Annotated in this window: 16 protein-coding genes; 10 read left to right on the top strand and 6 right to left on the bottom strand. The window is 66.2% G+C overall.

From position 1 onward, the window contains the following. Window positions 1-6: 6 nt before the first annotated feature. Complete coding sequence (locus KXJ60_RS07375) at window positions 7-1758, top strand: AMP-binding protein (protein WP_291125814.1); 1752 nt, start codon at window positions 7-9, stop codon at window positions 1756-1758. A 45-nt stretch (window positions 1759-1803) separates the two neighbouring features. Here KXJ60_RS07375 and KXJ60_RS07370 read toward each other — a convergent pair whose 3' ends face one another. Then, window positions 1804-2478 (bottom strand): OmpA family protein, encoded by a 675-nt coding sequence (locus KXJ60_RS07370; protein WP_291125811.1) that lies wholly within the window; start codon window positions 2476-2478, stop codon window positions 1804-1806. Window positions 2479-2631: 153 nt separating this feature from the next. Between KXJ60_RS07370 and KXJ60_RS07365 the strand changes: the two genes are divergently transcribed. Genes KXJ60_RS07365 through KXJ60_RS07350 form a run of 4 tightly spaced genes read left to right on the top strand, consistent with a single transcriptional unit; the run spans window position 2632 to window position 5223 of the window. Next, window positions 2632-3675: an aldo/keto reductase gene (locus KXJ60_RS07365; protein ID WP_291125808.1), complete on the top strand. Its 1044-nt coding sequence runs from the start codon at window positions 2632-2634 to the stop codon at window positions 3673-3675. A 17-nt stretch (window positions 3676-3692) separates the two neighbouring features. Further along, on the top strand, window positions 3693-4184 hold the full coding sequence (locus KXJ60_RS07360) for an aminoacyl-tRNA deacylase (protein WP_291125806.1): 492 nt from the start codon (window positions 3693-3695) through the stop codon (window positions 4182-4184). 56 nt (window positions 4185-4240) lie between these two features. After that, complete coding sequence (gene plsY / locus KXJ60_RS07355; protein ID WP_291125803.1) at window positions 4241-4864, top strand: glycerol-3-phosphate 1-O-acyltransferase PlsY; 624 nt, start codon at window positions 4241-4243, stop codon at window positions 4862-4864. Continuing rightward, window positions 4861-5223 carry a RidA family protein gene (locus KXJ60_RS07350; protein ID WP_291125799.1) on the top strand — a complete coding sequence of 121 codons (363 nt, stop codon included), beginning with the start codon at window positions 4861-4863 and terminating at the stop codon, window positions 5221-5223. Before plsY ends, KXJ60_RS07350 begins: the two co-directional genes overlap by 4 nt. Here KXJ60_RS07350 and KXJ60_RS07345 read toward each other — a convergent pair whose 3' ends face one another. Together KXJ60_RS07345 and KXJ60_RS07340 are read right to left on the bottom strand one after the other, a co-directional pair. Beyond that, window positions 5224-5892, bottom strand: a complete 669-nt coding sequence (locus KXJ60_RS07345) for a TIGR02281 family clan AA aspartic protease (RefSeq protein WP_291125796.1) — start codon at window positions 5890-5892, stop codon at window positions 5224-5226. Between the two features lie 67 nt (window positions 5893-5959). Next, window positions 5960-6451 carry a YajQ family cyclic di-GMP-binding protein gene (locus tag KXJ60_RS07340; RefSeq protein ID WP_159595546.1) on the bottom strand — a complete coding sequence of 164 codons (492 nt, stop codon included), beginning with the start codon at window positions 6449-6451 and terminating at the stop codon, window positions 5960-5962. Between the two features lie 40 nt (window positions 6452-6491). On the opposite strand from KXJ60_RS07340, the gene murB reads away from it, so the two are divergent. Continuing rightward, window positions 6492-7544, top strand: coding sequence for a UDP-N-acetylmuramate dehydrogenase (gene murB, locus KXJ60_RS07335; protein WP_291125788.1), 1053 nt, complete (start codon window positions 6492-6494; stop codon window positions 7542-7544). A 177-nt stretch (window positions 7545-7721) separates the two neighbouring features. Here the strand turns inward: murB and argG are convergent, their stop codons facing one another. The 3 genes from argG to KXJ60_RS07320 all read right to left on the bottom strand — a co-directional run bounded on the left by argG (window position 7722) and on the right by KXJ60_RS07320 (window position 9826). Beyond that, window positions 7722-9059, bottom strand: coding sequence for an argininosuccinate synthase (gene argG / locus KXJ60_RS07330; protein WP_291125785.1), 1338 nt, complete (start codon window positions 9057-9059; stop codon window positions 7722-7724). Window positions 9060-9085: 26 nt separating this feature from the next. Then, window positions 9086-9403, bottom strand: a complete 318-nt coding sequence (locus KXJ60_RS07325; RefSeq protein ID WP_291125782.1) for a pyrimidine/purine nucleoside phosphorylase — start codon at window positions 9401-9403, stop codon at window positions 9086-9088. A gap of 75 nt (window positions 9404-9478) precedes the next feature. Next, window positions 9479-9826 carry an ArsC family reductase gene (locus KXJ60_RS07320; RefSeq protein WP_291125780.1) on the bottom strand — a complete coding sequence of 116 codons (348 nt, stop codon included), beginning with the start codon at window positions 9824-9826 and terminating at the stop codon, window positions 9479-9481. A gap of 33 nt (window positions 9827-9859) precedes the next feature. Here KXJ60_RS07320 and folC point away from each other — a divergent pair, with 33 nt between their 5' ends. The 4 genes from folC (at window position 9860) to purF (ending at window position 14036) form a co-directional block, all read left to right on the top strand. Further along, window positions 9860-11212: a bifunctional tetrahydrofolate synthase/dihydrofolate synthase gene (gene folC / locus KXJ60_RS07315; protein WP_291125777.1), complete on the top strand. Its 1353-nt coding sequence runs from the start codon at window positions 9860-9862 to the stop codon at window positions 11210-11212. A 61-nt stretch (window positions 11213-11273) separates the two neighbouring features. Beyond that, window positions 11274-12002 (top strand): SPOR domain-containing protein, encoded by a 729-nt coding sequence (locus KXJ60_RS07310; protein ID WP_291125774.1) that lies wholly within the window; start codon window positions 11274-11276, stop codon window positions 12000-12002. Window positions 12003-12024: 22 nt separating this feature from the next. Next, on the top strand, window positions 12025-12510 hold the full coding sequence (locus KXJ60_RS07305; RefSeq protein WP_291125771.1) for a CvpA family protein: 486 nt from the start codon (window positions 12025-12027) through the stop codon (window positions 12508-12510). 20 nt (window positions 12511-12530) lie between these two features. Continuing rightward, a complete protein-coding gene (gene purF, locus KXJ60_RS07300) occupies window positions 12531-14036 on the top strand; it encodes an amidophosphoribosyltransferase (protein WP_291125768.1) in 1506 nt (501 codons plus the stop codon). The last annotated feature ends 2 nt before the right edge of the window (window positions 14037-14038 follow it).

Raw genomic sequence — 14038 nt, 5'->3', positions numbered from 1 at the left:
CAGACCATGCGCAGGAGTCAAGCCCGGGACAAGTCGTCGGTTCGGTTCAGCGATCTCCATGACGACCTGCACCAGCAGTTTCGCTGGCAGGTGCCTGACCACTTCAACATCGCACAGGTGTGCATGCGGCGATGGGCCGAAGCACCAGCGAGTGCCTCTTGCACCGCGTTGATTGCCAGCGCACCCGAGCGCCCGGCCAGGCACCACAGCTACGCTGAATTGATGGCGCAGGCGAACCGCTTGTCCAATGCACTTGCGGCCCTCGGTGTACAGCGCGGCGACCGCGTGGCCATCGTCTTGCCCCAGCGTTTTGAAACTGCGGTGGCGTACATGGCGGTCCTGCAGATGGGCGCGGTGGGCATGCCGCTGTCGCAGCTGTTCGGACCCGATGCGCTCGAATACCGGCTCCACGACAGCGAGGCGGTGGTTGCTATCTGCGATCAACCTTCGCTGCCGGCATTGCTCGACGTGCGCGAGCGGTGCCCGCTGTTGCGCGTGGTGATCGGCGTCGATGGCGCCGCATCCTCAAGTGGCCAGCGCGCCGACCTGGACTGGGTGGCCTTGCTCGCGCAGGAGCCAGACGACTTTTCGCCTGTGCGCACGCATTCGGAGGAGGCCGCGGTGCTGATCTACACCAGCGGCACCACGGGCAACCCCAAAGGCGCGCTCATTCCGCACCGCGCGCTCATTGGCAACCTGAGTGGCTTCGTGTGCAGCCAGAACTGGTTCGGCTTTGATCCCTTCGATGCGTCGGTGTCTTCCGCGGCCGTGTTCTGGTCGCCTGCCGACTGGGCCTGGACGGGTGGCCTGATGGATGCGCTGCTGCCGACCTTGTATTTCGGGCGTCCCATCGTGGGTCACAACGGCCGCTTCTCGCCACAACTGGCCTTCGAGCTGATGCAGCAGCATGGTGTCACCCACACCTTTCTGTTCCCCACCGCGCTCAAGGCCATGATGAAGGCCGTGCCTGTGGTGCGCCCGCACTACCGCCTGCAGCTGCAGGCGGTGATGAGTGCGGGCGAAGCGGTGGGCGATGCGGTGTTTGCGTATTGCCGTGATCAACTCGGCGTCACGGTCAACGAGATGTTCGGCCAGACCGAGATCAACTACATCGTGGGCAACTGTGCGCGGCTGTGGCCCGCCAAACCCGGCAGCATGGGCAAGGGGTATCCGGGCCACCGGGTCGCGGTGATTGATGACGACGGCCACGAGTGCGCGGTGGGTGTGCCGGGGGACGTGGCGGTGCACCGGCTTGACGTGCATGGCCAGCCCGACCCGGTGTTCTTCCTCGGGTACTGGAAGAACGCCTCGGCGACCAGCAGCAAGTACAGCGGCGACCCGGCAAACAGCTGGTGCCGCACCGGCGACCTGGCCACGCGAGACGCCGATGGCTACCTCTGGTACCAGGGCCGGGCCGACGACGTGTTCAAGGCGGCGGGCTACCGCATCGGGCCGAGCGAAATCGAGAACTGCCTGGTCAAGCACCCGGCGGTGGCCAATGCCGCGGTGGTGCCGAAACCCGATGCCGAGCGCGGGGCAGTGGTGAAAGCCTATGTGGTGCTGGCGCCCGGGCATGTGGGTGATGAGGCGCTGGTGAAGCAACTGCAGACCCACGTCAAGGGCATGCTCGCGCCCTACGAGTACCCCAAAGACATCGAGTTCATCGACGCCCTGCCCATGACCACGACCGGCAAGGTGCAGCGCCGCGTGTTGCGCCTGCAGGAAGAAGCGCGGTACCGGCAGGCGGCCGCGGCATAAAAAATCCCGGCATGGCCGGGATTTTTTACGGGTGTGCGCTGGCGCTTACTTGGGTGCGGGCTCTGCCACATAGATCTCCACGCGGCGGTTGGCCGCACGGCCTTGCGCGGTGCCGTTGTCGGCCACGGGCTGGCTGGAGCCGCGGCCGTCGGTGGCGATGCGGGTGGCGGCCACGCCGCGCCCCACGAGGTAGTCGCGCGTGGCGTTGGCACGGTCAAACGACAGCGGGTTGTTCACGGCGTCGCTGCCGGTGCTGTCGGTGTGGCCCACGATCGCCACGGCCGTCACCGGGTTGGCGTTGAGGGTGCCGGCGAACTGGCCCAGCACGCGCTGCAGCGTCGGGCTGACGGTGGAGCGGCCGGTGGCAAAACCGGCGTCGGCGGGCACGTCGAGCTTCAGGCGGTTGTCGTTGGTCTGGCTCACGCCAATGCCGGTGCCGGCAGTGGCGGCTTCCATCTGCTTCTTCTGCTCCTGCATCTTGTTGGACCAGACGTAGCCGCCCACCGCACCGGCGCCAGCGCCGAGCACGGCCCCGGTGGCCGCGCCCTTGGAGCCGCCGGTGGCGGCGCCCAGCAGGGCACCGGCCACGGCGCCGATGCCGGCGCCCTTGGCCGTGTCGGTCTGCGTTTCGCTCATGTTGGCGCAGCCCGCCAGCGTGACGGCCGCGGCCAGGGTGGTGATGGTCAGGCCACGGGTGAATCGGGTTGAGAGTTGGGTCATGGTGTTTTCTCCACTGCGTTTTGAGAAGGTCGAACAAAGTGCGGATCGCCAAGGCGACGGCCTGCGCAAGGCGCGGCAACGGGATGCACCCTAAACTTATACCTCGCGCCCTTGTCGCACCAACTTCCGTCCATCCTATTTACAAATACTTTCATGAACCACGTTCGACTGGGCGCCAGCCCGCTGCAAGTGACGCCCATCTGCCTGGGCACCATGACCTTCGGCGAGCAGGTGACCGAAGCCACCGCCCACAGCATCCTGGACCGCTCGCTCGAACGGGGCGTGAATTTCCTGGACGCGGCGGAGATGTATTCGGTGCCCGCACGCGCCGAAACCAGCGGATCCACCGAGACGATTCTGGGCACCTGGTTCGCCAAACACCCGGGTGTGCGCGACAAGGTGGTGCTGGCCACCAAGGTGGCGGGCCCTGCGCGCGGCATGCCGTGGATGCGTGCGGATGTGTCCAGGGCCGGCATCATTGAAGCGTGCGAAGCGAGCCTGCGCCGGCTGCAGACGGACGTGATTGACCTCTATCAGATCCACTGGCCGGCGCGCAACGTGCCGGCGTTTGGCGCGCTGTATTTCGATCCCGCCAAAGACCGCGCCTGTGCTTCGGTGCAGGAGCAGCTCGAGGCCATGGCCGAGCTGGTGAAGGCGGGCAAGATCAAGGCGGTGGGCTTGTCCAACGAAACTCCCTACGGCGTGCACGAGTTCGTGCGCCTGGCCGAGCAGCACGGGCTGCCGCGCGTGGCCACCGTGCAGAACCCGTACTGCCTGATCAACCGCAGCTACGAAAACGGGCTGGACGAATCCTGCCACCACCTCGGCGTGTCGCTGCTGGCGTATTCGCCGCTGGGCTTTGGTTTGCTGAGCGGCAAGTACGACGAGACCGGTCTGGTGGGCGACGCGGGCCGCATGGCGATCTACGAGTCGATGCGCAAGCAGCGCTGGGGCCGGCCCGAAGCGCTGGACACCGCGCGCCGCTACAACGCACTGGCGCGAGAGCACGGCCTGACCCCCGCTCAAATGGCGCTGGCCTTCTGCTACACCAACCGGCGCGTGGCCAGCACCATCATCGGTGTGACCACGGTGGCCCAGCTTGACCAATGCCTGGACGCCTGGGGCACGACGCTCTCGCCCGAGCTGCTCGCCGCCATCGACAAGATCCGTTGGGAGAGCCGCGATCCCGCGCAGTGAGCCAGCGGTCGTCCACCATGGCGAAGAAGTCGCACGTCAGTGAAACGCCCGCCACCGCCTGGCTCAAGGCGCATGGCGTGGTGTTCACCGAGCACACCTACGAGTACCTGGAGCATGGCGGGGCGCAACACAGCGCAAAGGTGCTCGGTTTCGATCCCTTTGCGGTGGTCAAGACGCTGATCATGCAGGACGAGACCGCGAAGCCCCTGGCGGTGCTGATGCACGGCAACCGCACGGTCTCCACGAAGAACCTGGCCCGGCAGATCGGTGCGAAATCGGTGGAGCCTTGCAAACCCGAAGTGGCCAACCGCCACAGCGGGTACTTCGTGGGCGGCACTTCGCCCTTTGGTCTGAAGCGCGCCATGCCGGTGTGGGTGGAAGCCACGGTGCTGACCTTGCCCGGCATATGGATCAATGGCGGGCGGCGCGGCTTTCTGGTGGGCATCGATCCCGCCGTGCTTACCCATCCGCTGGGTGCACAACCGGTGCAGTGCGCGCTGGCAGAATAGCCACCCGCTGCGCCACCCCGCGCACGCCCCCCCACAAGAACGAGGAGATCGCCTTCATGACCTACCCCCTGCTGGCCACCGTGGCCGCCTACCTCATCGGCTCGCTGTCGTTCGCGGTGCTGGTGAGCCGCCTCATGGGGCTGAACGATCCGCGCACCTACGGCAGCAAGAACCCCGGTGCCACCAATGTGCTGCGCTCGGGCAACAAGGCGGCGGCGGTCATCACGCTGTTGCTCGACGCCTTCAAGGGCTGGTTGCCGGTGGTCGCGGTGAAGTGGTGGGGCGAGCCCTACGGTTTGGGTGATGGCACGGTGGCGCTGGTGGGGCTGGCGGCTTTTCTGGGCCACCTCTACCCGGTGTTTTTCCGTTTTCAAGGTGGCAAGGGCGTGGCCACGGCAGCGGGTGTGATCCTGGGCTTTCAGCCGTGGCTGGGGCTTGCTGCGCTGGCCACCTGGCTGATCATGGCGGTGTTCTTTCGCTACTCGTCGCTGGCTTCCATCGTCACGGCGGTGTTTGCACCGGCGTTCTTCCTGCTGGGCAATCGCGTGGCATGGGATGCACCGGGCGTGCAGGTGTTGAGCCTGGCGGTGATGGGCCTGCTGCTGATCTGGCGACATGCGGAAAACATCAACCGGCTCATCGCCGGCACGGAAAGCAAACTGGGCGCGAAAAAGAAATGAGCCAGCACATCACACGCATCGGCATGGCCGAGCGCTACAGCGAAGCGGCGGTGTTCAACGGCGTGGTGTATCTGGCCGGTATGGTGCCCGAGCGGGGCGACACGGACATTGCAGGCCAGACCGCCGATGTGCTCGACCAGGTGCAGCAGCGCCTGCTGGAGGCGGGCAGCGACAAGTCGCGCATCCTGCGTGCAGAAATTTACCTGGCCGACATCCGCGACATTGGCGCCATGAACGCGGTGTGGGATGCGTGGGTGGTGCCAGGGGCTGCGCCGCCGCGCGCCACGGTGCAGGCCGCGCTGGCGAGCCCTGCCTACCGCATCGAGATCGTGGTCACCGCTGCCCGGAAGGCGGCCTGATCAGAAGCGCCGGTCCAGCGTGAGCTGGTCGTTGGTGCGCTGCATCTGGAAGCGCGTGAGGAAGCTGTTGCCGAGCAGCACGTAGGGCATCGCCTGCGGTAGCACGATGGCCGCGACGCCATACACCTGGGCATCGCCCACGCGCACGGAGTCGAGCTGCACCTGGTGGCCGACCACCGAACCGTTGGCGGTGCTCACGCTCACCTTGCGGCCTTTGGTGTGATCGAGGTTGATGCGCTTGGCATCCGACTCGCTGAGAATCACCACGGTCGCTCCCGTGTCGACCATGAATTGCACCGAGCGTCCGTTGATCTGTCCTGCGGGCATGAAGTGGCCCTGGGCGTCGGCGGTGAGCACGATGCGCTGGGCGCCACCGTCCTGCGCCGCCGGTGTGCGGCCCACACTGACGGGTGCGTCACCCACCTGCAGCACTTGCCGCCGGCCATTGATGTCGAACACCGCCGAATCGCCCTGCGTGCTCAGCAGTTTGACGCCCTGATGCGCCTGACCCGGCGTCATGAAGCGCGGGGCAGCACCGTCGATGTTCACCAAAGCCTTGCCCCCGGCCACGCCCGATAGCGCCACCTGCTGGGCCATGGCCGGCGCCACCCCGGCCAACCCCGCAAACACCGCCAGCGCGATGGAGCCGCTGCGGGTCCATGCCTGCATTGCCGCCCTGCGAGCGGCGCCACCCCGTTGATGGGTGACGCCGAAGAAGGCGCGCAGGCGGATCACCTCAGTCCCGGAAGTTGTTGAACGACAGCGGGAGGTCTTTGAGTTCGCTGCGGATGAGCGCCATCGCAGCCTGCAGGTCGTCGCGTTTGGCGCCAGTGACGCGCACCGCATCGCCCTGAATGGCGCCCTGCACCTTGAGCTTGCTGCCCTTGATGACTTGCTGGATTTTCTTCCCGTCTTCGGTGCTGATGCCGTTGCGCACCTTGACCACCTGCTTGACCTTGTCGCCGCCGGCCTTCTCGACCTTGCCCACGTCCAGGAATCGCGCATCCACGCCGCGCTTGGTGAGTTTGCCGCGCAGCACATCGTCGATCTGCTGCAGCTGGAAGTCGGCATCGCCGTGCAGGATGATTTCTTTCTCTTTTTCCTTGAGCTCGATCGCGGCACTGGTGCCCTTGAAGTCAAAGCGCGTGCCTATCTCGCGTGTCACCTGATCCACCGCGTTCTTCACTTCCACGAAATCGGCTTCAAGTACGGTGTCAAAAGATGGCATGGCAGATCAATCCTCGGGGGGTGGGTGAGACAATCCGGGGATGGTAGTCGAGAACAACGTGGCGCTCCAGCCGTACAACAGTTTTGGCATCGTGGCGCGCGCCCTGCGGCTGGCCCGTGTGCGTGACGAATCCGATTTGCGCGATCTCATGGCGAGCGCCGAATGGCCGACGCTCACACGCGAGTCGCCGCCCTTCGTGCTGGGCGGCGGGAGCAATCTGGTGGTCACGGGCGATGTCAAGCCGCTGGTGCTCAAGGTGGAAATCACCGGCCGGCGCCTGGTGAGCGAAACCGACAAGGGCTGGCTGGTGGAGGCCGGCGCGGGCGAGAACTGGCACGACACCGTGCGCTGGACGCTCGACCAAGGCTGGCCGGGTCTGGAAAACCTGGCCCTCATTCCTGGTTGCGTGGGGGCTTCACCCGTGCAGAACATCGGTGCCTACGGCGTGGAGCTGCAGGACCGTTTTCATGAGCTGGACGCCATCGATCTGCAGACCGGCCAGACCTTTACCCTGAACGCCGCCCAGTGCGGTTTTGGCTACCGGGACTCGGTCTTCAAGCACACCCCGGCGGGTGATACGGGACTGGGCCTGGCGGGGCGCGCCGTCATCACTCGCGTGCGCTTCTGGCTGCCCAAGCCCTGGAAGCCGGTGCTGGGCTATGCCGACCTGGAGCGCAAGATGGCCGAGACCGCCTGCCCGAACCCGGATGCGCGGCAGATCTTTGACTGGATCTGCGCCATCCGCCGCGCCAAGCTCCCGGACCCGGCGGTGCTCGGCAACGCCGGCAGCTTCTTCAAGAACCCCACGGTGAGCGTGGAGCAGTGTGCCGACATCATTGCGCGCGATCCGAAGGTGGTGCACTACCCGATGGCCGATGGCAGCATCAAGCTGGCGGCCGGCTGGTTGATCGATGCCTGCGGCTGGAAGGGCCGTGGGGTGGGCAACGCGGGGGTGTACGAGAAGCAGGCGCTGGTGCTGGTGAACCGGGGTGGTGCCACCGGGGGCGAGGTGATGACCTTGGCGAAGGCGATTCAGACCAGTGTGTATGAGCGGTTTGGCATCTTGCTGGAGCCTGAGCCTGTGGTGGTTTGAGTCAACGTCTGATTTCACGCCAGCGCCGCTGTGTGATCCGCTGACGCTGGGTGGCCGGCTCCTCCTTTGTTTCGCTGCGCCAGCCACCCGCCATCATCGGATCGCCCACACCCACGCTGGGCAAAAGAAACGAGAGCCAGGGCGCCCCGCTCCCGCGAGGTCAAGGAGCGAAGGGCGTTACTTGCCTTCGCCCTCAAGCTTCAACATCTGCGAACCCTCGCCCAGCGACAACAGACCGGTCTTGGCATAGATGCCGAGCTTGGCGCGCGTGTCGGTGATGTCCAGGTTGCGCATGGTGAGCTGGCCGATGCGGTCCAGCGGCGAGAACGGCGCGTCTTCCACCTTCTCCATGCTCAGGCGCTCAGGCGCATAGGTCAGGTTGGCGCTCTCGGTGTTGAGGATGGAATAGTCGTTGCCGCGGCGCAGTTCGATGGTGACCTCGCCGGTCACGGCGCGGGCCACCCAGCGTTGAGCCGTCTCGCGCAGCATGATTGCCTGCGGGTCGAACCAGCGGCCCTGGTACAGCAGGCGGCCCAGGCGCAGGCCGTTGATGCGGTACTGCTCGATCGTGTCCTCGTTGTGGATGCCGGTCACCAGGCGCTCGTACGCGATGAACAGCAGCGCCAGACCAGGCGCCTCGTAGATGCCACGGCTCTTGGCTTCGATGATGCGGTTCTCGATCTGGTCGCTCATGCCCAGACCATGGCGACCGCCGATTTCGTTGGCTTTCAGGATCAGGTCGACCGGGCTGGCGAAGGTCTCGCCATTGAGGGCCACGGGCTGGCCTTCCTCGAAGCGCACGGTCACTTCTTCGGCCTTCACAGCGCAGTCTTCGCGCCAGAACGGCACGCCCATGATGGGGTTGACGATGCGGATGCCGCTGTTGAGGTGCTCCAGGTCCTTGGCCTCGTGGGTGGCGCCGAGCATGTTGCTGTCGGTGCTGTAGGCCTTCTCGGCGCTCATCTTGTAGCCAAAGCCGTTGGCCGTCATGAACGCGCTCATTTCAGCACGGCCACCGAGCTCGTCGATGAAGAGCTGGTCCAGCCAAGGCTTGTAGATCTTCAGGCTGGGGTTGGTGAGCAGGCCGTAGCGGTAGAAGCGCTCGATGTCGTTGCCTTTGAAGGTCGAGCCGTCGCCCCAGATGTGGACGTCGTCTTCCTTCATGGCGGCCACCAGCATGGTGCCGGTGACGGCGCGACCCAGCGGGGTGGTGTTGAAGTAGGTGATGCCTGCGGTGCTGATGTGGAAAGCGCCACATTGCAGCGCGGCAATGCCTTCATGGGCGAGCTGCGTGCGGCAGTCGATCAGGCGCGCCTTTTCTGCACCATAGGCCAGCGCCTTGCGCGGGATCTCGTCGTAGTCGGGCTCGTCAGGCTGGCCGAGGTTGGCGGTGTAGGCGTAGGGAATTGCGCCCTTCTGCTTCATCCAGAGCAGCGCGGCGGAGGTGTCCAGGCCGCCGGAGAAGGCGATGCCGACTTTCTGTTGGGTGGGGAGGTTCTGAAGAATGGTGGCCATGGCGGTCTTTCGGCGGTCGGGGGCGATCAGCCGAAATGGCAGATGTAGTGGTAAGGCTCGGTCACGCGGATCTGGAAGCTGCTGTTGCCGGGCACGCTGAACTTGTCGCCAGGGCCCGATTGCTTCCATTCACTGGTGCCGGCCAGCAGGTACTCGCAGCCACCGGCCACACATTCCATGATTTCCGGCGCGCCGGTGTTGAAGGTGAGCGTGGCGGGCAGCACCACGCCGACCGATTTTTTCGTGCCGTCGGCCAGGGTGATCCCGTGGCTGACGCACTTGCCGTCGAAATACACGTTGGCCTGGGTGTTGACGGTCACGCCGTCGAATTGGGTGGTGCTCATGGTGTTGGAGTGAATCGAAGACGAACGGAAGGCGAAACCGCGATTTTAGGCCGCGGCTTCCCGCGCAGGCGAGGCTCAGACGCGGGCAGCCCAGTCGGCGGCGTTGAACCCGACGGTGATGCGGCCATCGGCCCACTCCACCACCGGACGTTTGATCACGCTCGCGTGGGCCAGGGCCACCGCACGGGCGCTGGCCGCATCGGTCACGCCGGTGCGCGTGTCTTCGTCGAGCTGCCGCCAGGTGGTGCCTTTGCGGTTGATCACGGTGTCCCAGCCGGCGGCCTGCAGCCACCGGTCGAGCGCGGCCGCCGGGACGCCTTGCTTCTTGAAGTCGTGAAACGTGTGTGCGACACCATGTTCGGTGAGCCAGGCGCGGGCCTTTTTCACCGTGTCGCAATTGGGGATGCCGTAGAGGGTGGTCATCGCGCGATTGTCGACGATGGGACAATCGCGCCCATGCTCGATATTCCTGTGCCCGCCCACCCCACGACCCTGGCCGACTGGCTGGACCACGCCGAACGCCTGCACCCGGTCACCATCGACATGGGGCTGGACCGCGTGCAGCGCGTGGCGCGTCGCATGGGCCTGGTCTTGAATTGCCCGGTGATCACGGTGGCGGGCACCAACGGCAAGGGTTCCACCTGCGCGATGCTGGAAGCGGTGTACACCCAATCCGGCTACCGCACCGGCGTCTACACCTCGCCGCATCTCGTGCACTTCGAGGAGCGCTGCCGGGTGGCCGGAGAACCGGTGGCCACCAGCGACCTGTTGCCGGCGTTTGCGGAGGTGGAGGTGGCTCGCAAAGGACAGGACGGCGATGAGGGCGGCGAAATCAGCCTGAGCTACTTCGAATTCACCACGCTGGCCATCTTGCGCACGCTCTCGCGCAGCGGGCTGGACGTGGCGATTCTGGAAGTGGGCCTGGGCGGTCGGCTGGATGCGGTCAACATCATCGACGCGGACTGTTCCGTCATCACCAGCATCGCGCTGGACCACATGGCCTTGCTGGGCAACGACCGCGAGGCCATCGGCTTCGAAAAGGCCGGCATCATGCGCACGGGCCGCACGGTGGTGGTGAGCGACCCGGTGCCGCCGCAGAGCGTGCTGGACCGCGCCCTGGAAATCGGCGCGCCACTCTGGCGCCTGGGCAAGGACTTCCATTTCGCCGGCGACCAACAGCAATGGGGCTGGGCCATGCACCCATCGCACGGCGGGCGGCGCTACGCCGGGCTGGCCTACCCCGCACTGCGCGGCGCCAACCAGCTGGTGAACGCGTCGGGCGTGCTGGCGGCGGTGGAGGCTTTGCGAGGCCGGCTGCCCGTCACGGCGCAGGCCGTGCGCAACGGGCTGGCGCTGGTGGAGTTGCCCGGGCGTTTCCAGATCGTGCCCGGCACGCCCACGCTGGTCCTGGACGTGGCGCACAACCCCCATTCGGTGGCGGCGCTTGCCGAGAACCTGGACGCGATGGGCTTCTACCCCGGTACGCACGCCGTGTTTGGCGCCATGGCCGACAAGGACCTGGCCGCCATGCTGGAGCGCGTCGCGCCCTTGATCGACCACTGGCACCTGACGGACTTGCCCCTGCCCAGGGCGATCAAGGCGGATGCCCTTGGCGCCCTGTTGCAGGCCCATCCCGGGTGCCGGGACAAGGTGGCCGGGCAGCACGCCAGCCCCATGGAGGCCCTGCGCGCGGCGGTGTCCACCGCAGACCCCGCTGATAGAATCGTGGTCTTCGGATCGTTCTACACCGTGGGTGGCGTATTGCAGGACGGCGTGCCCCGAATGTCGGCGAAACACCTGTCCGCCTAGCCTCCCACTTTTCAGAGCGCGCCCCCCGCCAGGCCTTCCATGGCGCCACGGTCCCACCCGAATGTTCAAATCCCGTTCAGGCTCCCAGGGCAACGCCTCGACCCCCCCGCCGCAGAGCATCGAGGCCGTGCGCCGCCGCGCCCGCCACCGCCTGATTGGCGCCAGCGTGCTCGTGCTGCTGGGTGTGGTTGGCTTCCCCTTGTTGTTCGACACGCAGCCTCGCCCGATTTCGGTCGACATCCCGATCGAGATCCCGGCCAAGACATCGCCAATGCCGGCGGCCAAGCCCGTAGCGTCGGCGGCCGCCAGCCCCAAGCCTGCCGCACCTCCCGCGGCCCCGCCGCCCGCGCGTGAGGAACTCGTCGAGGCGCCTGCCAAGCCGGCCGCCGCACCATCGCCCGCGCCGGCGCCGTCGCCCGTCGCCGCTGCGCCTGCGCCCACACCCCCGGAGCCTGCCAAACCGGCGGCTGCGCCGCCGGCAGACGCCAACCGCGCACGCGCCCTGCTGGAAGGCAAGCCGGCCGCGCCCGCCAGTGCCGCGGCCAAGCCCGCCGCGAGCGTGGAGCGCCTCGTGGTGCAGGTCGGCGCGTTTTCTGAAGAGGCTGGAGCGCGCGCGGTGCGTCAGAAGCTCGAAGGCGCCGGGCTCAAGACCTACACCCATGTGGCGCAGACCGCCGATGGCAAACGCATTCGTGTGCGCGTGGGACCCTTCGAGAACCGTGCCGATGCCGACAAGGCCGCCGCCCGGGTCAAGGCCCTGGGCTTGCCTGCGGCAGTCCTGACGCTGTGACGGTCGGACAGGCGGTGTACCGATGGTTTTGACCGACTGGGTGCTGCTCACGGCGCTGTTGCTGTCGGTCTTGCTGGGCCTGTGGCGTGGCCTGGTTTATGAGGTGTTGTCCGTGGCCGGCTGGGTGGCGGCTTTCGTGCTGGCGCAGGCCTACGCTGATGCGGCGGGCGCCTGGTTGCCGATGGAGGGCCTGTCTCCCCCCATGCGGCTGGCGGTGGGATTTGTTCTGGTGTTTGTGGTGGTCGCGTTCGCGGCCGGGTTGGTTGCCTGGCTGGTGCAGAAGCTGGTGGCTTCGGTGGGTTTGCGGCCGGTGGACCGCGTGCTGGGTGGGGCGTTTGGCCTGCTGCGCGGCCTGGTGATCCTGCTGGCGCTGGCGCTCGTGGTGAGCATGACGCAGATGCAGAGCGCCGCCTGGTGGCGCGAATCGGCGCTGGCTGGCGTGCTGTCGGCCACGTTGCACGAGATCAAGCCCTTGTTGCCCGAGGCTGTGGCCCGATATATCCGTTAGTTTTCCTGAGGGTTCAAATCATGTGTGGAATCGTCGGCGTGGTCAGCAAGGCGCCAGTCAATCAACTCATTTACGACGCGCTGTTGCTGTTGCAACACCGCGGACAGGATGCCGCCGGTATCGTGACGCAGCAGGGGCGCAAGTTCTTCATGCACAAGGCCAAGGGCATGGTGCGGGACGTCTTCCGCACCCGCAACATGCGCGCGCTGCCCGGGTTGTGCGGCCTGGGGCAGGTGCGCTATCCCACTGCAGGCAACGCCTTCAGCGAGGAAGAAGCCCAGCCTTTCTACGTAAACGCCCCTTTCGGTCTCGTGCTGGTGCACAACGGCAACCTGACCAACGCCAAGGCACTGGCGCAGGAGCTGTTCCAGACCGATCACCGGCACGTCAACACGGAGAGCGACTCCGAGGTGTTGCTCAACGTGCTCGCGCACGAGCTGGAGAAAGTCACGCGTGGCATCACGCTCAAGCCGGCGGACGTGTTTGCCGCTGTGCGCGGCGTGCACCAGCGCGTGAAAGGCTCCTACGCCGTGGTGGCGCTGATCGCCGGTCATGGCCTCCTGGCTTTCCGCGATCCGCATGGCATTCGCCCCTTGTGCGTGGGGCGCAACAAGGACGGCGGTGTGGTGGTCGCCAGTGAATCCGTGGCGCTCGAGGGCAACGGATTCGAACTGGACAGAGACCTGATGCCTGGCGAAGCGGTGTTCGTCGATCTGGACGGCCAGATGCAGTTTGAGCAATGCGCCGACCAGATCAGCCACAACCCCTGCATCTTCGAATACGTGTACCTCGCCCGTCCCGACTCGGTGATGGACGGCATTTCGGTGTACCAGGCGCGCCTGAATCTGGGCGTGACGCTGGCCAAGCGCGTCGTCTCCACGGTGCCGCCGAACGAAATCGACGTGGTGATTCCCATCCCCGAGTCCTCGCGCCCGAGCGCCATGGAACTTGCCCAGTTGCTGGGCCTGCCGTACCGCGAAGGCTTCGTGAAAAACCGCTACGTGGGCCGCACCTTCATCATGCCGGGGCAGGGCGTGCGCAAGAAATCGGTGCGCCAGAAGCTCAACGTCATTGGCAGTGAGTTCAAGGGCCGTAACGTGTTGCTGGTAGACGACTCCATCGTGCGCGGCACCACCAGCCGCGAAATCGTGCAGATGGCGCGCGATGCCGGCGCCCGCAAGGTGTACCTGGCCAGCGCGGCGCCACCGGTGCGCTACCCCAACGTGTATGGCATCGACATGCCCACCCCCGACGAACTCGTGGCCCATGACCGCTCGGTGGATGAGGTGCGGGAGATCATCGGTTGCGATGCGCTGATCTATCAGGATGTCGATGCGATGAAGCAGGCCATTGGCTCGCTCAACCCCAAGCTGGCGGGCTTTGACGCGTCCTGCTTCGACGGTGTGTACGTGACCGGCGACATCACACCAGCCGACATCGCCCGTCTCAACGCCGGTCGCGACCAGAGCGAAGAGGGCGAGGAAGACACCTCTCGCCTGGCCTTGCCCAACGCACAGGTCGCCTGACA

It is taken from the genome of Hydrogenophaga sp. (genome assembly GCF_019264445.1).
Classification (GTDB): domain Bacteria; phylum Pseudomonadota; class Gammaproteobacteria; order Burkholderiales; family Burkholderiaceae_C; genus Hydrogenophaga.
This window is presented reverse-complemented; position numbering and strand designations above follow the sequence as displayed.